We start from the raw sequence: 17,808 nt of genomic DNA, 5'->3' as shown, positions 1-17,808 counted from the left end.
TATGAAAACAGACATGCTCAAACATATCGCATCATTTATCGCTGTTGCTGAAAATAAAAGTTTGACGATGGCAGCTGAACAACTGGGCTGTTCTAAAGCGCATTTAAGTCAACAAATTAAAAAATTAGAGCAGTACTACCAGATCCAATTATTCTTGCGTACGACACGTCAGCTAACCTTGAGCGCTGTTGGTGAGGGATTTCTGAAGGAGTGTCAACTAGCGATAAAAATAATTAACAATGCTGAGCTCAATTTACTTGAGACGAAGAATTTACTTCGCGGCGAAATAAACCTAACTTCGGTAGGTGGAGTGATTGGCGAGCAATACATAGCGCCGGCCGTGATCCAATTTATGAAGATGCATCCCAACATTAAGGTTAACCTAGATTTTAGTTCAGACCATCGAGACTTGATTGCAAGTCGCTACGACCTTGCTATCAGAATGGGCGAGTTAGATGACTCGAGTCTAATAGCAAGGCACTTGTGTTGGTATACGCCTACTTTGGTTGCAAGCCCAGAGTACTTAAAAAAATATGGTTGTCCCTCTCATCCAAATCAGCTCGTCAATCACCAAACCATTTCAGGCAGTATTTCAAAGTGGCAGTTTGTCAAAGCCGATCCCAATTCACCGAAAATGCGTGAGGAATACGAGCTAAAAGTAGACAGTTGCCTAACCAGCGCCAATGGGCATGTGATGATGGCTGCTTGTAAGGCCGGTTTGGGGTTTTCGCGTCTGCCGTCTATATACGTTAAAGACAGTCTCGAATCTGGCGAGCTAGTGGCTGTGCTCAAACCTTGGAATCAAAGTAAGAGTCCTTGCCATCTCGTATACCCACCAAGCAAATTTAGACTTCAACGAGTAAAAGCATTGGCTGAATGGATAGTTGATGCAATGCAATAATTACTTAACTTTGCAGGCAATCGACATAGTTGAAGTAGCATAGCGCTTTTTGGTTAAGTCCTGTTATTGTTAGTTTTTACGAGTAGTGACATAAGTATGCAAGTGCCCTTCAAATTACCTTGAAGATTTGCGTCCCAAATCCAATTCTATTCGCTATCTCAACTGATTTGTGTGTGGCCGAATCGGTCATGAATAAGAATATTACTTCCCTTGTTTTTTTCATCTGGTACAATGAGTTAATATTTTGTTATAACGCTTTGAGTAATGCATGATTTATAAGTCACAAAGCCCAGCTGGGTTTGCCGAGGAATATATTGTTGAATCCATTTGGAGTGGGCGGTTTCCTCCTGGCACAATACTTCCTGCAGAGCGCGAGCTTTCTGAGCTAATCGGCGTGACCCGCACAACTCTTAGAGAAGTTTTACAAAGGCTTGCGCGCGATGGATGGCTAACTATTCAGCACGGAAAGCCGACTAAAGTGAATAACTTTTGGGAGACTTGTGGTTTAAACATATTAGAAACCCTTGCCCGACTTGACCAGGACGGTCGTCCTCAATTAGTCGACAACCTATTATCTGCTCGCACCAACTTAAGCGCAGTTTTCATGCGTGCCGCCTTTAGGCAGAACCCAGACCAATGTGTAAACATTATTAAGCGCTACGAAACCGTCGAACAAGAAGGTAAAGCCTTTGCGCAACATGACTATCAAATGCATCACGACTTAGCGTTTGCCTCAAATAACCCAGTTTATGTGCTCATGATGAACGGTTTCAAAGGGATTTATGCACGAATTGGTGGTTACTTCTTCTCTCACCAGAGCGCTCGTAGTGTTGCCACTGATTACTACAAACAACTTTTGTTGGTACTCGAAAGTGGAGAAAGCGATCGAGTTATCGCTGTCGTGCGTAAGTACGGTATCGAGAGTGGTAAAATTTGGCAGGAAGTGCGCCAAGACATGCCCACTAACATCGTTGATTAAGGGCTTTATAAAGTCCTTTTGAATAATAGCACCACGCAAAGCGAATTGTTGAATAAACAGTCGCTTTTGTTTTATTTATAAGGTGTTCGTTCACACTTTTTTTTGTAAAGCCGTGTACGTGCTCTATAAGGAATACTTAATGACAACCGCTGTAAAGAATCCATTCCCACATCTTTTTCAACCCTTAAATTTAGGCTTCACTCAGTTAAGAAATAGAGTATTGATGGGGTCTATGCACACTGGTCTGGAAGAGGCACCTAATGGTCATAAACGCATGGCGGCGTTTTTTGCTGAGCGCGCTAAAGGTGGTGTTGGCCTGATCGTTACTGGAGGAATTGGTCCGAATGATGAAGGGGCAACTCATGCAATCACTAAGCGCCTTGATTCTGATGAAGCGGTAGAGCATCACAAAGAAGTAACGAGTGCGGTACATAAGCATGGCGGTAAAATATGTATGCAGATTTTGCATACTGGTAGGTATGCTTACAATAAGGAGTTAGTCGCGCCAAGTCCAATTCAAGCTCCTATTAATCCATTTGTGCCAAAAGAACTTGATGAAGCCGGCATCGAAAAACAAATTGATGACTTTGTTTATACCGCTTTGCAAGCGCAACGAGCAGGTTATGACGGCGTAGAAATTATGGGTTCTGAAGGCTATTTCTTAAATCAATTTATTGCACAGCGGACAAATCAACGCAAAGATCAGTGGGGCGGCGAGTATCAGAATCGCATTAAATTACCCATAGAAGTAGTTCGACGAGTTAGGGAAGCTGTAGGCCGTAATTTTATTATCATTTATCGTTTATCTATGCTTGACCTCGTTGAAGGTGGTTCGACTTATGAAGAGGTGGTCGAATTAGGCCTCAATATCGAAAAAGCAGGTGCTAGCATTATCAATACTGGCATTGGTTGGCATGAAGCGCGTATCCCAACGATCGCTACCAAAGTACCTAGAGCTGCATTTACATGGGTAACCGCCAAGTTTCGGCAGGCTTTGAATATTCCTGTCATTACGTCTAACAGAATAAATACGCCAGAGGTTGCTGAAGAGGTGCTTGCTAGGGGGGACGCCGACATGGTGTCAATGGCGCGACCATTTTTAGCAGATGCAGAGTTTGTAAATAAGGCGGCTCAAGGTAAATCAGAAACAATTAATACATGTATAGGTTGTAATCAAGCCTGTTTAGACCATGCTTTTGAAGGCAAGATGACAAGTTGTCTAGTGAATCCTAGAGCATGTCATGAAACTGAGTTTAGTATCGAACCGGCTACTAAGATTAAAAAAATCGCTGTCGTGGGGGCCGGACCTGCGGGGCTTGCGGCTTCCACCACTGCTGCGCAGCGTGGACATAAGGTTACTTTATTTGATGCTGCCGACGAAATTGGCGGTCAGTTCAATATCGCTAAACAAGTGCCAGGTAAAGAAGAATTTTATGAAACAATACGGTATTTTGCGGTACAAATTGAAGCACTGGGTGTTGATTTACAACTAAATACTAAAGTTAATGCGGAAATGCTGAATATGTCAGACTTTGACGAAGTAATTATTGCTACTGGTATTACGCCTAGGACTCCAAATATCGAAGGCATAGAACACGAAAAAGTACTTAGTTATATTGATGTGTTGAAAGATAAAAAGCCAGTTGGACAAAAGGTTGCAGTATTGGGCGCAGGTGGAATTGGCTTTGATACATCAGAGTTCTTATCGCATGGAAAACGCTCGACAAGTACTGATATTCCCTCCTTCATGAAAGAATGGGGCATTGATATGACACTGCAATCAAGAGGGGGAGTCGAAGGAATAGCAGCCGATCCTGAACCATCACCTCGTGAAATTTTTCTGCTTCAGCGAAAGACAACAAAAGTAGGGGCTGGATTAGGTAAAACAACTGGGTGGGCACACCGAGCAGGGTTAATGATGAAAGGCGTTAAGATGTTAAACGGCGTCGAATATCTCAAAATCGATGATGACGGTTTACATATTAGAGTCAACTCAGAAGACAAACTTTTAGAAGTCGACAACATCGTTATTTGTGCAGGTCAAGAGCCTAATATGGAACTAAGTAAAGCGCTTAAAAAGCCAAATCATTTGATTGGGGGAGCGGATGTTGCGGCTGAGCTCGATGCAAAGCGGGCGATAGATCAAGGAACAAGATTGGCTGCGCGTATTTAATTATAGTGTAAGTGTGTCTATTTTTTGACCAGTCGCATTAGTTGCTGTGATTGGTCAAATGTCATTTCGTATGCTTTTAATATGTTCATTCCAAGTAAACCATCAAACTTCGTCATTGCATCATCGGGTAAGGCAAGCACTGATACTTGATTAAACTGACTCTCGCCGATTTGTAGATAGGACAATCGGTACAGAGGTGCTCTGATACTGCCACCCGCTGTCTGAACGTTAAAGTATCCGATAAAGTCCTTGTCATCATTGTCAATTCTATTGATCACACTGGCCTTAACCGCAGTGGTCGAAGCACCAGTGTCTAATAGCATAACGGTTGTTTGTTCTGCTAAAACAACACGCGTAATTAACTGATTATTATTACTCAATCTAGCCACAGCATCCGGTGGTTGACTAAAAGAATCGCCTTGCCAATTTTTATCTTGTGAATTATCAGCCGCGGTTTGGCTTTCCTGAGCGCTTGTGTTTCGCGATTCAAGACGTTGAGCGATTTGACTGCGCAAGCGTTGCGCACGTGGGTGATCAAAGCGCATTGACGCTAGTACATTTTCCATTAAAGAGTTTTGCTCTTGCATACCGTAGGCACGGGCCAAACTTAAAATATAATTTTGATTGAGCGGATCAATTTGTAGAAGAGGTTCTAAAAAGGTAGCCAGAATTTCCCAAGCGCCATCTCCTGTCAGCTGTTGGATCACTTTTGTGGTTTGTTGGTCAATGATACTTTGTACTTTATCTTTATTTGATGATGACAAAGATCGGTCAAGCAATTCATAGTAATGAGTCAACGCATAATTAAGGGTTTCGGTGCGCATAATCAATTGTGCTTCGAGCAATAGTGCTTCTTCGTGAAAAGGGTTCTGGTTTAAAAAATCTCGAAGCGCTAACTCTAAGTCTAAATAGTTTTCATCATTGAACAAATTGTTTAAACGATTAAATTCGTCAGACTTAATACCTGCTGGCGTTTTCGTCCGAAGGGATCCTTCTTGTTTCCTTTGTGTGTCTTTAACATCGGCAGCATGTTGCGTTAACTCTGTTAATACATTTTCTGGCGTAGCGCTTTCTTTTGGGCGTAATTGCTTTCCTAGCTTACTATCGCTACTTAGCAATACATAATTTAATGCTAGGGATGACAATAACAATATTACAAGCAGTTTATTCATTGGGGACGCTCGCAACTTCAAGATGGATGCAAGCCTCACCGTATATTTTTTGAAATAAATCAGGCATTGGTTTAGGGCGGCCAGTATCCAATGTACAACTAATAAAATCTGTATGTGCTTTAAAGACAGTTTTACGTGTTTTTACATTGATAAATTGAAAAGCTCTCGACAGACGAAATTTATAGTCACATTTAACAATCCACGTCGCACATGCGATTTCATCGTTTAAGTGACATGCTTGTAAATAATGCAATTCATGTTTGCTAATCACCATAGCTCGGTTAGCGTTTTGATAGTCAGAAAATGCAAGGCCAAGTGAGTTCGAATGTGCCCATGCTAGCGATTCTAATTGGCTCAAATAAGCTACATTATTGACGTGTTGGTAATGATCAATACTGGCTTCGTCTATCTTCCATTTGATCACAAAAGGATCTTTATAGAACCAATTTGTTTTGAGAGCTGGGTAATCCGCTTTTTTGGTCATTGAGTAATCATTAATACTTCAAATAATAGTCATAGATTACGACCGTTTGCGTTATAATGAAAGCCTTGTTAAAGAAGAGGGGGCAGGGTAAAACCTTGATTACCTTCTTTCGAACTGAATCAAAACAAAGCAATGTAATAAGTGAATGTTATGCAAAGTAGAGACGTTGTTGAAAAATTTAATCACCTAGATTTGCAACGAATCTTCAATAATTGTTTTGCCGTTGAATTTAGAACATGTCTGCAAGGATTCGCTGACGAACCACTATATATCCCAGAAAAAAATGGACAACTAGCAGAAATTCACTATAGCCATGACTACTTTGCTAGTGCCTTGCACGAAATTGCGCATTGGTGCATCGCAGGCCCCCGTCGCCGAACGTTAGAAGACTACGGCTATTGGTACTCGCCAGACGGAAGAAACAAAGAGCAACAGTTGGCATTTCAAAAGGTAGAAGTCAAACCACAAGCACTGGAATTAGCCTTTTCTTCTGCGTGTGGTAAGCCTTTTAGAGTCAGTGCAGATAATCTAAATGGCTCTTATCAAGATACTCAGGCATTCGAACAGCAAGTTCAGCAACAATATGCAACAGATCTCAAAAATGGATTTACGAAGCGCGCTTCTGTTTTCTTAATAGCGCTTCATCATTTCTATCAAACGCCTTATCTAAACACTCAGCTTGCAGCCATCGCGGGTGACCTTCAATCTTGGGGGCGTAACACAAAAACTCATTCGAAAAGCACAGTAATCGCAAAAAAGCAGGTGCAATTTGTTTAATATAGAAAGCGCTCGAAATAACACTAGAGCACGTAAATTTAAGCTTGGTTTAATCGTTAACCCATTTTCTGGAATAGGTGGTGCACTTGCGCTAAAAGGTAGTGATGGCGAGGAGGTTAGGCAAAAAGCACTTTCTATGGGAGCAGTCAAGCAATCCTTGAGTCGTGCGACTACAGCCTTGACTTGCTTGCAAGCTTTGGTAGATGATTTTGTGGTATATACCGCAAACAATGAAATGGGGCAATCGTTGTGCGAGACACTTGGATTTGACCACAAAATAGTCTATCAATCTGGCACCCAGACAGAAAGTACCGATAGTATTGAATTGGCACAAAGGCTATGCAAAGAAACTGTTGATTTGATTGTTTTTGCGGGAGGAGATGGAACGGCTAGGAATATTTTTGATGCTGTTGGGAATACAATTCCCGTGGTTGGTATTCCTGCAGGATGTAAAATACATAGTGGGGTTTACGCAATTACTCCTCAAGGTGCTGGCCGAGTTATAGAACAAGTCATAAAAGGTGAGCTCGTTTCTTTGATGCAAGCGGAAGTCAAAGACATTGATGAAGGTGCATTTCGAGAAGGTCGAGTTGTTGCTAAGCATTATGGTGAAATGAACGTTCCGCAAGAGCTTACTTATATTCAAGCCGTCAAAATGGGCGGAAAAGAATCAGATGAGCTGGTGCTTGCTGATATTGCAGCTGAAATTATCGATGAAATGCAAGACAACCCAGATACCTATTATGTTATGGGGTCTGGTTCTACCGTCGACTTTATCATGCAAGAGTTAGGTCTACAGAATACATTGTTGGGTGTGGATTTAGTAAAAGAGCAAACTGTTGTGGCTTCTGATTTAACAGCTGAACAATTACTTAAACTTCTGACTGGACAAGATTTTAAACTGGTGATCACACTTATCGGTGGGCAAGGGCATGTATTTGGTCGCGGCAATCAACAAATCAGCAGTGAGTTGATAAGACGGGCGAGCAAACAAAATTTGTTAATCGTTGCGACAAAAAATAAGTTAAATCAGCTAAATGGAAAGCCTTTAATCTGCGATTCTGGTGATATTGAGTTAGATAGAGCAATGTCAGGAACAGTTGCAGTAATTACAGGTTATAGAGACCGTGTGCTGTATCATTTTGCGTAAGTGACACTCATTTATTTAATAAATAACAAAAAGGAAACCAAAGTAGTGCCAGTAAAAGAAGTGTTTTACACAAAAGTTGATAGCATAGTAGCTGGGTTAGAAAGTTTCATCTCAGATGGAACTGATCAAGAGTTGTTTATTGCGAGTTATTTACATGGTCATTTTGATTTAGCCATTGTAAAAGCTGAAAAGGCTGATGTACCTGATGAATCAGTTCACATTTCTTATTTGAAACAGGCGTTAACCGAGCAACTTCAAGAAGCTTTTGATAACAATGAATTAAACGATAATGATCAAGCTGAAGTTTTTAGTTTAGTCGAGCGTTTATTCATTGATTCTTGAGTGAATATCACTGGTTCTTGTTAGCTTACAGTCGTTCAAATAAAACCTTTATTGTTTCTATTTTCGTTACTTTCTTTGTTACTTTCCTTGTCAATAACAACGAATAAAAGCTAAATATTTAAGCGGGTACTTTATGTTTATTTATATCAAGTAAGTCCTTTAAATTAACGTAACTTAAAAATCCAATTTTTATTTAACTTGCTATGCGCTTGCACAAAGACTAAAGTATAAAAAATAAACAAAAGGATTTTGCTCTCATGAAACACAATCATAAATATAAAAGCGCTGTTTCGTGTCTTTTATCTTCTAGTATATTCGCAGGTTCGTTGCTACTTACATCTCAATTTGCAAATGCAAACATTATCGCAATAGTAACTGAGTCTTCAGCTTCAGGCTCATATTTTGATCAAGCAGCAGAAGGCGACGGAGATGGTAGCGTTAGTTTCGATAACCCACAAATTGCTGAAGGGGTGGGTAGTCGAAGATTCGGCTCAGCGGGCAGGTTTGATAGTGTTTCAGATGTTGAGGGAGACTCGATATTTTTTAAAAATGGCAATGCATCCTTTGGCGCGCTGGCAAGTTCATCCTCTAGAACGGTAGTTGATATCACTTTCACTAATACTGGTGATGAAGCTGTGACTCCGTTATTAGACTCTCAAATTGTGCCTGCAGGCTTAGGGTTTTATTTAACAGGTTGCTCAGGAGATGATTTGGTCGAATGTACTTCCTCGACCGATAGTTTTAACAGTATAGAGACGTATGAAGGTTTCCAAGGTACACCAGGTTCGGTCGTTGCAGAATCCAGATTTAATTTTTCAGTTGAACTGGGTGATTTCGTCCTGTTTTCATTAACCGGCAGTTTGTCTTTGGTCACCAATGAAACTAGTACTGGAAATACAGTTGTCACAGAGTTTAGCCAGATTGAGAATTTTTTAACAGATTTTAGAAAGACTTCATCAGAAGACAGTACCAAACAAGTTACTTATGATTGGGGAGCAACTAACTTTCAGGTGCTTTTTCCTGAAGAACTTCTTTCGGGCCAAAGTGCAACATTGAGTTACATTACTGAAGTACATACGAGCGCCTCCTCATCTTGCGGATCTTTTGGGCCTGACCCATGCATAATCTCTTATGGAGCGTTTGGTGACCCTATTGGCAGGGGGGGGAAAACAGGAACACGGACCAATACAAATTCGGCGCCTCTGATTGCGAGTTTCCTAGCAGATGACACTACGATTGATGATGAAGAGACTATCGAGGGATATGAAGCAGGCCTTTTTACAATGTCTGCGTCATTTCAAAATGGAGTGTTAAATTACCAGGCAGTAAGTGGCCCAGGTATCGAAGTTGCAGAGGTTAATTCCCCAAGTATGTTGGGCTCCTTTATACTTTCGGTATTAGGTTTCGCGGTATTTAGGCGTAAATCTCAATCTGTAACCAAGTAAATCAATATGTCCAAGCAGGATGCCTCTCATACATTTAGAGCGTTTATCAGTTACAGTCATGCAGATAAAGAAACCGCAAAGTGGTTACATCGTTCTCTTGAACGCTATAAATTACCTAAAAAGTTAGTCGGGAAGAGCACATCTCTTGGCCCTGTTCCAAAGCGTTTAAGCCCGATCTTTCGTGATCAAGATGAGCTCTCAGCAAGTGGTAATTTAGACGCTGACCTTCAAAGTGCATTAGTTAACTCAATGTTCCTGATCGTAGTTTGCTCACCATCTTCCGCTAAATCTAAGTGGGTTAATGAAGAGGTTCGCCAATTTAAGGCTCTGCATGGGAAAGAAAGAGTACTTGCATTAGTTATAGATGGAACTCCAAACGCTATAACGACTGAACAAGAATGTTTTCCGCCTGCATTAAAATTTGAATTGGATGCAAACGGAAATACTAGCGAAAAACTTTCTGAGCCAATCGCAGCTGATCTCAGAAAAGCAGCTGACGGAAAAAAGCTAGCAAGCCTCAAAATAATTAGCGGACTGACTGGACTTCGTCTTGATGATTTGGTGCAGCGAGATGCGTCAAGAAGAATGCTGTTACTTATTCAAGTGAGTGTTGCTTCATCTTCGGCTGCTATTTTTGCGCTTGCATTGGCCTTTTATGCAAACGAACAACGTATTGAAGCAACAAAACAGCGAGCAATAGCAGAGCAAGAATCAAAAACTGCGATCGCTGTTTCCGACTTCTTAGTGAATAGCTTTGTTAATGCCAGTTCAGAACAAGAAAATCCTAATGAAGTAACAGCGAGAACAATTCTGGATAGAGGCGCCAAGCGAATTCTCCAAGATTTAGAAGGGCAAGCTGTTATCCAAGCTCGTCTATCAACGACTATTGCAAAAGCCTTCACAAATCTAGGATTATTTGATAACGCAATTGATGTCGTTGATAAAACCGCAAAGGTATCTGGACTACAGATTAGTTCGGCAACTCAAATGAAAGCTCAAGCTCTTTTCAGACAAGGAAAATTGGATGAGTCACTTCAAACTGCTACCCTTGCTGAGCAATTATTGCAGGAAGAGCGTCAACGCAATGATAAACTTAATGACTCAAGTAAATTTAAAACGTTAACTGATATTGCAAGTATGAAAGCAATAATTTATTCAGATTTAGGCGAGTTTGAGTTAGCACTTGATGAATTTGATATAGCCTTGAAAGTGTTTGAACAAAACCCAGATGCAGATACCATTGAACTGGTTTCATTACTGCAACGTCGCGCATTGTTACTGTCGGATATGGGGGAAATGGAAACCGCTAGCGCTGATTTATCGAAAGCAAAGTCTCTATTACTCAATAGTGTTGGAGAGCAGGATATTTTTTTCGGTAACGTATCTTTGGCGCAAGCTCAAGTAGACTTTTTATCTTGGAACTTAGAGCCTGCTTTATTTCAAATAACGCAGGCAATAGAGAATTTTGAAAACCTATTAGAGCGCGATAACCCTACGCTAGCCGATGCTTTATCGATGAAGGGACAAATCTTACATGGGTTAGGCAGATTAAAAGAAGCAGAACTTGCACTCACGGAAGCGGTCTCTATTTATACTAATGCGTTTAATGGTAGACATTATTTAAGTGGAATAGCCGAAGTGTACTTGGGTTTAATTGCGGGCGATAGAAAAAATCTCGCTTCTGCCTTAGCTCACTTCCAACAAGCAAAGCTTCATTACGATGAAGGCTATGGAGGCATTCATGCAAATCATGGCGATCTATTAGTAAATCAAGCAACAGTATTATCATCGCTTGGCGAAATAGACCAGGCAAAAACAGACTGTGCTGAAGGTATGCGAATTTTAAACGAAACCTTGGGTCAAGATGCTGCGTTTACTCAACAATTACAAGAGGTATGTAATGCCATCTACGCGTTATAATAACCAAGTTAGCAAAGTGCTTAGTTGATTTGCACTTGATAGGCGTTCATTTTGTACAACTGTAACCAAGCTGCATTTTCGCTTAACGCCTCTATACCTATTGTCTTAATTACCCCTTGGCACTTTTCAATGTGTTCACGACTTCCAGGTGAGCATTGATTTTCAATTTTATGAGTGCGCTTTAGAGCCTGTTGAAAAAAGTAACCCGTTCGGGTGTAGCGATGACTCAGTTCTTCAAATCCCATTTGTATCGAAAAAGTTTTCACTAAAGCTGAACTGATAAAAAGCATGGCAATTATAAAAAACAAAGCGTCATCGGAGATAAATGGGATCAATTGAAACTGAATCTTGAAAGCGCTAAATATCATCAAAATTAAAGCTGAAACAAAAAAGAAAATAGAGAATACCTTGTACTGTTTGGCTTTCATAAGAAGGTCAGCAGCTCTACCCGTTTTGTTTCTTGTGCCATTGAAGTATGCACTTTGGTCAGCTATCCAGCGTGTTTTGACAAACTCAATATTACTCTTTTTTGGTTTGTTAAGGTTAAATGATAGTTTATTCAAATTATCTACTATCCAATCCATTTCGTTGAGTTTGGTCGTTCTAAAGTTGTTTGCACAATTATCTGGCAAACCAGCTATATGCCAAAAAATTTGAACTCTCAGATTCTCTGCGAATACTCGCCACTCGACAAACTGTGCTTCTTTTGAGTCTCCGCCGGCAAAGAATAGGCGATAAATTCCTACTATAACTGAAATAAGCACAATATGAGTTGCAAACCACCCTAGAGTTGAATACACACCTGCATATATTTGCTGAGCAGCGATTGCAATTAATGAAAGCAGCGTGATAAATCTGAGTGAAGTTAGGCGTTGCTGTTGTCTAGCCTGCGCTAAACAGTCGGCTAGCGAGTAAACATTAATCAGTTTTTCAAGGTCTTTAACGTTTTCTTTTTCACTTACAGAACCTAGTAAATAGCTAATGCTTTTTGCTTTGTCTTTCTCGCCTATGGTTTTGGAGTCTAGATTAAATTTTTCAATTTTTCCTAAGATATCTTTCAATATTGATTCATCTTGATTGCCCTTTATTGGCAATTTTTTCCATTTACCAATCTCGTTGCTAGAAACGATACTTTCAGGAAGTTCGGTATGTTTACTTTGACTCATGACTAACCATTTGCAGTAAGTCTGATTTGGTTTTGAAAATAGTAGGGAGTTATCATCCATAATTCCGTCAACACACATATGAACCACATCTGCTGTGCCACCCGGTAGTGGAGTATTGTTACCTGTCTCTTTGCATTGAACTGTCACCCCATCCCAAACTGCAAATACAATATCACAACAGCGAACCAAGGTTCGCCCTAGTTCAATATAACCTTCATTTCTATTTTCGTTCTTTTCAGTATTACAAATAAGCACATCACTGCATTGCGCCAATAGTGCTCTAAATTTACTAATTGCCTGTGGGGTTTCAAAGTCCTGTTCATAAATACTCTGTACAAATGGCAAAACAGCCATGACATTGAAGTTGTTGGCTAACGCTGCACTAGCAATAATTTGGTCCGCTCCCTCTGCAAGTCCACAGAGCACATTAATTGTGGTATTTGGATATTTTGTACGCATCCGTTTGAGCTCTTTTATTACAGCTTCCTCGAGTACATGTTTGTGTACATTGGGAATATCTCGATGTCCTGTAATACCTACGTTGATAGATAGCGCAGAATTTGATGTTGTAGAAGTCATGGTGTCTTCTCTTGATTAATAATCACTTTGAAATCTTTTTCGAGTAAGTAAATTGAGGCTCTTAAATTTCTTTCGCGGTCGAAATTTCCTTATCAACAGCATAACACTGTAAATAGTAAAAAAGCATAATTTAAACATCTGTTGCCGGACTCTTCTTATAAATTGATGCACTAAAATTGCCCGCGAAATTGTTTGAATTTGGTTTAAACGTCAAAGCGTTCATGTTCCGATATGAATAGTTAAATAACGATACTAAGAAATATTGGTTCTAATTTTGCAGTTGGTGAACCAAAGCCAAACAAACAAGAATTATAGTCATGAAAAACTCAATCGCCAGCGGCGCGACATTTTTGCTCTGTATAGTTAGCGTTTTAGTGCTTATCAGCTTGAGTGGGTGTACCTTGACAAGCAGCATAAACGAACAAAGTACTTCCCCGAGTACTTCAAATGTAGGCAAAGCGGAAGCATTCACAAATGAACTGGCAGATGAACTTTTTGCCGCCCTGTTGCCAGATCGGCAATATCGGTATGCCGTTGCCGGATTTGTGCCAGTAGATTCTTTGCAGCGTGACCATCAACATCAGGGGCCACTTATGCATCTAGGGCATCAACTGGAGCAGGGTTTAACGAGTGAAGCAGTTAAGCGAGGCTTTATCGCGCAAGACTTCAAAGTGGCTAATGGCATCATCATCGATGATTTGAGTGATCGCGTGTTTACGAGAAACGTTGAAAATTTGACGAGTGTTCAAGCTATCGATTTTTATATCAGTGGTACGATCACACAGCAATCAACAGGAGCAATGGTCAACGCCAGAGTGATCGATGCGCGAACTAGAGACATTATTGCTGCCGCAACACAATTTTTCCCTGACGATCTATTTTGGCCTGGCGAAAGAGTCAGTACTCGCAATGGTCGCTTGTACAGAAGCGAAAGCTTTAAAAACGAGGTAAATTTATGAGAAAGTTAATCATAGCAAGTGCCACTTTATTGTCACTCTCGGCCTGTAGTGTTCTACCTGACTTTGCGTCTTTGGGGCAAGGGGGGAATGATGACAATATGGATGATTTGGCTAATAATAATCCTGTCGTGAATCAGCGCACCGATAACTTTGGTGCTATCGTCCGTCCGCAAACATTTTCAAACGTCAATGGCGCATACAAGAGTCGACCATTGGCTAAAAATATAGGCGACTATGTGCAAAACATGGCACAAGATCTCGTTGCTAATATGGAATATGTGACCGAGAGAACACCGGTAGCCGTAACTCATTTCTCTTTGATTGACAGTGATTTAAAAGAAACTAATTTACTCGGTCATCAAATGGCAGAATCCTTTGTGCATGAGTTCCATAAATTTAGGATGCCAGTGGTTGAATATAAATCAACACAGTTTATTCGAGTAACTGAATCTGGCGATTTCGTGCTTTCACGTGACTTTTTAGACCTCTCTAATAGCACGCCCATTCAATATGTGCTTACTGGAACCATGACTAAGCATCAAGGCGGATATATTGTTAATGCTCGCATGCTCGGAATGGAATCAAATGTCATTGTTGCGAGTGCTCAAATGTTTGTTCCTTATTATGTTGTTGATGCATTGATCCCAAGTGAGTCAAGCCGCCCCGCTGAAATTGTTGACGGTGTTCGTTTGATCAGGGGGGAATAATGAACTTATCTTCATTTTTAAGCGCTACATTCACGAACATACTTATTCGTGGATCATTGTATGCAGCAATTTTAGTATCATTAGGTGGCTGTGCGGCTGGTAAAATGTTTATGGCAGGTTACAAACCACCACAAACCATCGCTGACTTGTTACGCGAGCAAGGTAAATTGCCTGAAGTCAATGGTTTGCGTGGCAATGGTGTAGTTGGAGAAGAGGGAGTTTCAAATCGTAGCAAAAATGCGATTAGTCTCGAGGGCTATAAAGGTACTTTGGGGCAAGGAATTAATAGCGAAAGTGCCATGACTGCACCTCCTGAAGCAAATTATTTATCACCTTGGGTAACCTCTGATGTCAGCTTTAAACCAACTTACACTCATAAGTCTCTCCAAGATTATGCTGCACAACTTGCAATGGAGCTTTTGTATAACAGCCAACAACTTGCGGTCAACGATCTAATAGGTGTCAGTTCATTTGTGCGCTTGGATGAATCTTTGCGGAACAGTAATGTACTTGGCAATCAGTTAGCGGAGTACTTTATTAGCGAAATTCAACAACTTGGCATGTCGGTGGCTGACTTTAAGGTTAAAGGAAGTGTTGACGTTACGCGTTCGGGGGATTTAATTTTTTCGAGAAACGCCAATCGACTTGCTCGTGAGATGAGTATGAACCATGTGTTGACTGGAACGCTAATCGAAAAGCCCAATGGTACACAAATCAACGCTCGTATCGTCGCTCTCAGTGATAAGCGTATCGTATCAACAGCCAGTATCATTGTACCTGACTTTGTGTCGAACAGTTTAGTTCGCAACTCCACTATTTACAGTATGGACTGACACGGTAGCCGCTCAATATGGTTGACGTCGGATCAAAGAACGCACTAGAAATCGGTTTGGATTCAAAGCATTGAGGAGCTCATTCTGCATTGGCAGTGGCTGCTTTAACAACTGACTTACTGCTATTTCAGCGAGTATTGGTGCTGTAGTAAGACCTCTTGACCCTAGGCCCGTTAAACACATGATACGGCAGTTTTTGCTGGGAGTATCGTAAGACTCAGGTGCCTGCGCTTTGTATAAATCTTTTAGCGTTTGTTGTTGAGATATTATATTTGGGTATTCGCCCACAACGGGCAAATGATCCGGCATGCTGCATCTTACTGCCGCGCGAGCTGAATCAACGTTGTGATTTTGGGTATTGAGGTGTTTCATCGTTAACTCCGATAACCAATCACTGCCTTGCATCGCGCTTACATGCATATCTATGTTTGTTTCAGTCTCATCAGCACGTACTTCGATGTTTGTATCGTCTTTTATATATGTCGAGCCCATTGCATGCACACCGTGAATAGCAGGCGTCATATAACCTTTGTGGCATATGACTGTTTTAAGCTCTAGACTTTGGGTGCTTTCTTTTACGAGTTCCACTTGGCCTCTGGTTAGGCGGTATGGAAGCACTGGTGGCAAACTTGTGGGGGTATTGCTACCCATCGCTAAGATGACACCGTCATATTCCGCCGAATATTCCTGATTTGTTTCGACGAGTGATAAATGGCACGTGTCGCGGGTTTCTTCAACGTGCGTTAAACGGGTATTCGTTTTTAACGTAAATTCAGAAGTTTGGTGTGTATGGCAATAATCTATGCATGCTCTTACTAAGTCTGGCGGAGAAATCCATCCTGCTTGTGGGATAAATAATGCATCCTGTTTAAGCGGAACGTTAGCAATTTGGCTAGCTTGTTGCGCACTGACATACTGCACTAAATTATCAGGCCAAGTTGCTTTCTCACGGAGCTTTTGTATTCTGGTGAGTTGATTTGAATTGAAGCCAAGTTGTAACACGCCACACCAATCGTGTTCGAATCTTACACCACAATCATTTAGTTGCTGATAGAATCGATGTGCATACATAAAACTATGGATATGTACTTGTGAGTTTATCCCGGCTTCCGCGTTTAGTTGCGGGTAAAAACCACCAAGAGGGTTACCTGAAGCACCTTGAGCAACTTTGCTATCCGCGCAAATCAAATCAACTTTACAGCCTTGTTTGATTAGTTTAAGTGCACTGATTGCTCCCGCAAGACCTGCACCGACAACTGCAACATAGGGTTGGGTGGTTTTTGCCAAAGCAGCACGATAATAGGCTGGATGCTGGCATTTAAAAATTTGACTATGTTTTTTTGACTGTTGGAAATGGCCAAATATCATTTCCCGTTTCTTACCAAAGCCCTTCCGTTTTTTGACTTTAAATCCAGCGTCTTCAAGCCCACGTCTAACGGCACTAGCGGCTGTAAATGTCGCAAAACTAGCATTCTCTTTACTTAGTCGAGCCAATTGTAAAAATAATGCTTCGCTCCAAAGCTCATCATTTTTACGTGGTGCAAAACCATCTAAAAACCAAGCGTCAACCAGACCATCGTCATAAACATGCATATTGCTGAAACTGGTGATCGCGTCGCCAAAGTGCAAGTCTAATGTAATTTGGCCATCTAAAATACTTAACCGATGAGCACCGCTAACAGCGATGGGATAATGAGTAATTAAGTCGTCAGCGTATTTACTTAGCAAGGGCCAGTTTTTAATCGCTTCGGACAAATCAGCTATCGTTAAAGGAAATTTCTCAGTACTTACAAAGCTTAATCTTTGTAGTGCGTGATCAGGGTTTGCCTGTCTAAATAGGTCAAATTGTCGAGCTACACAGAGAAAGTTTAAACCTGTTCCAAAACCTGTTTCAGCAATAGTAAAATGCCTGTTTTGGTACTCTTTCCAATTTTCTAATAATCCATTCCCTTCAATAAAGACATAATGCGTCTCATCAAAGCCGCTCTTATTTGAATAATACAAGTCGTCGAAAGCCTTTGATTCAGGGGTTCCATGACAATTAAACGTTATTTTAGCTTGTTCTATTTTCACGTGATTTGATTATTGAGATCTACTGCATTGATTTGCTGACAGTATACAGCATGTCGTAAATAAATAGATGCCGACAAAGCCCAATACTTATGTCATTATTTGATTTATCGAAAGAGCCGACCAGTCTGGCGTAAAAAAACGGTAGTAT

The 17,808-nt window shown here is 40.8% G+C and carries 15 protein-coding genes; 11 read left to right on the top strand and 4 right to left on the bottom strand.

The window, feature by feature from the left end; all coding sequences use genetic code 11:
* Window position 1 precedes the first annotated feature (1 nt).
* From KUL10_RS03570 to KUL10_RS03560, 3 genes are all read left to right on the top strand, one after another.
* On the top strand, window positions 2-901 hold the full coding sequence (locus tag KUL10_RS03570) for a LysR family transcriptional regulator (RefSeq protein WP_110427494.1): 900 nt from the start codon (window positions 2-4) through the stop codon (window positions 899-901).
* 268 nt (window positions 902-1,169) lie between these two features.
* Window positions 1,170-1,880: a fatty acid metabolism transcriptional regulator FadR gene (fadR, locus tag KUL10_RS03565; RefSeq protein WP_110427493.1), complete on the top strand. Its 711-nt coding sequence runs from the start codon at window positions 1,170-1,172 to the stop codon at window positions 1,878-1,880.
* A gap of 139 nt (window positions 1,881-2,019) precedes the next feature.
* Window positions 2,020-4,053 carry an NADPH-dependent 2,4-dienoyl-CoA reductase gene (locus KUL10_RS03560; protein WP_110427492.1) on the top strand — a complete coding sequence of 678 codons (2,034 nt, stop codon included), beginning with the start codon at window positions 2,020-2,022 and terminating at the stop codon, window positions 4,051-4,053.
* A 17-nt stretch (window positions 4,054-4,070) separates the two neighbouring features.
* Here KUL10_RS03560 and KUL10_RS03555 read toward each other — a convergent pair whose 3' ends face one another.
* Together KUL10_RS03555 and KUL10_RS03550 are read right to left on the bottom strand one after the other, a co-directional pair.
* Window positions 4,071-5,225 carry a TIGR02281 family clan AA aspartic protease gene (locus tag KUL10_RS03555; RefSeq protein ID WP_110427491.1) on the bottom strand — a complete coding sequence of 385 codons (1,155 nt, stop codon included), beginning with the start codon at window positions 5,223-5,225 and terminating at the stop codon, window positions 4,071-4,073.
* Window positions 5,218-5,709, bottom strand: a complete 492-nt coding sequence (locus KUL10_RS03550) for a thioesterase family protein (RefSeq protein ID WP_110427490.1) — start codon at window positions 5,707-5,709, stop codon at window positions 5,218-5,220. Before KUL10_RS03550 ends, KUL10_RS03555 begins: the two co-directional genes overlap by 8 nt.
* Before the next feature lie 150 nt (window positions 5,710-5,859).
* Between KUL10_RS03550 and KUL10_RS03545 the strand changes: the two genes are divergently transcribed.
* The 5 genes from KUL10_RS03545 to KUL10_RS03525 all read left to right on the top strand — a co-directional run bounded on the left by KUL10_RS03545 (window position 5,860) and on the right by KUL10_RS03525 (window position 11,343).
* Complete coding sequence (locus tag KUL10_RS03545) at window positions 5,860-6,486, top strand: elongation factor P hydroxylase (RefSeq protein WP_110427489.1); 627 nt, start codon at window positions 5,860-5,862, stop codon at window positions 6,484-6,486.
* On the top strand, window positions 6,479-7,636 hold the full coding sequence (locus tag KUL10_RS03540) for an ATP-NAD kinase family protein (protein ID WP_233499680.1): 1,158 nt from the start codon (window positions 6,479-6,481) through the stop codon (window positions 7,634-7,636). Before KUL10_RS03545 ends, KUL10_RS03540 begins: the two co-directional genes overlap by 8 nt.
* Window positions 7,637-7,681: 45 nt before the next feature.
* Window positions 7,682-7,978, top strand: a complete 297-nt coding sequence (locus tag KUL10_RS03535) for a YfcL family protein (protein ID WP_233499679.1) — start codon at window positions 7,682-7,684, stop codon at window positions 7,976-7,978.
* 257 nt (window positions 7,979-8,235) lie between these two features.
* Window positions 8,236-9,423, top strand: a complete 1,188-nt coding sequence (locus KUL10_RS03530; protein WP_110427488.1) for a hypothetical protein — start codon at window positions 8,236-8,238, stop codon at window positions 9,421-9,423.
* A 6-nt stretch (window positions 9,424-9,429) separates the two neighbouring features.
* Window positions 9,430-11,343, top strand: a complete 1,914-nt coding sequence (locus KUL10_RS03525) for a TIR domain-containing protein (RefSeq protein WP_110427487.1) — start codon at window positions 9,430-9,432, stop codon at window positions 11,341-11,343.
* A gap of 20 nt (window positions 11,344-11,363) precedes the next feature.
* Here the strand turns inward: KUL10_RS03525 and KUL10_RS03520 are convergent, their stop codons facing one another.
* The gene (locus KUL10_RS03520) at window positions 11,364-13,088 is read right to left on the bottom strand and encodes a hypothetical protein (protein WP_110427486.1); all 1,725 of its coding nucleotides are present in this window, start codon (window positions 13,086-13,088) and stop codon (window positions 11,364-11,366) included.
* A gap of 317 nt (window positions 13,089-13,405) precedes the next feature.
* On the opposite strand from KUL10_RS03520, the gene KUL10_RS03515 reads away from it, so the two are divergent.
* Genes KUL10_RS03515 through KUL10_RS03505 form a run of 3 tightly spaced genes read left to right on the top strand, consistent with a single transcriptional unit; the run spans window position 13,406 to window position 15,587 of the window.
* Window positions 13,406-14,047 (top strand): FlgO family outer membrane protein, encoded by a 642-nt coding sequence (locus KUL10_RS03515; RefSeq protein WP_110427485.1) that lies wholly within the window; start codon window positions 13,406-13,408, stop codon window positions 14,045-14,047.
* Complete coding sequence (locus KUL10_RS03510) at window positions 14,044-14,754, top strand: FlgO family outer membrane protein (protein WP_110427484.1); 711 nt, start codon at window positions 14,044-14,046, stop codon at window positions 14,752-14,754. Before KUL10_RS03515 ends, KUL10_RS03510 begins: the two co-directional genes overlap by 4 nt.
* Complete coding sequence (locus KUL10_RS03505) at window positions 14,754-15,587, top strand: FlgO family outer membrane protein (RefSeq protein WP_110427483.1); 834 nt, start codon at window positions 14,754-14,756, stop codon at window positions 15,585-15,587. Before KUL10_RS03510 ends, KUL10_RS03505 begins: the two co-directional genes overlap by 1 nt.
* A 12-nt stretch (window positions 15,588-15,599) precedes the next feature.
* Here the strand turns inward: KUL10_RS03505 and mnmC are convergent, their stop codons facing one another.
* On the bottom strand, window positions 15,600-17,660 hold the full coding sequence (gene mnmC / locus KUL10_RS03500; RefSeq protein WP_110427482.1) for a bifunctional tRNA (5-methylaminomethyl-2-thiouridine)(34)-methyltransferase MnmD/FAD-dependent 5-carboxymethylaminomethyl-2-thiouridine(34) oxidoreductase MnmC: 2,061 nt from the start codon (window positions 17,658-17,660) through the stop codon (window positions 15,600-15,602).
* Window positions 17,661-17,808 lie beyond the last annotated feature (148 nt).

Source organism: Glaciecola sp. KUL10, from assembly GCF_003203515.1.
In the GTDB taxonomy this organism is placed as follows: domain Bacteria; phylum Pseudomonadota; class Gammaproteobacteria; order Enterobacterales; family Alteromonadaceae; genus Glaciecola.
Note: the sequence above shows the minus strand (reverse complement) of the source record. Positions and strands in the feature narration are given on the sequence as shown.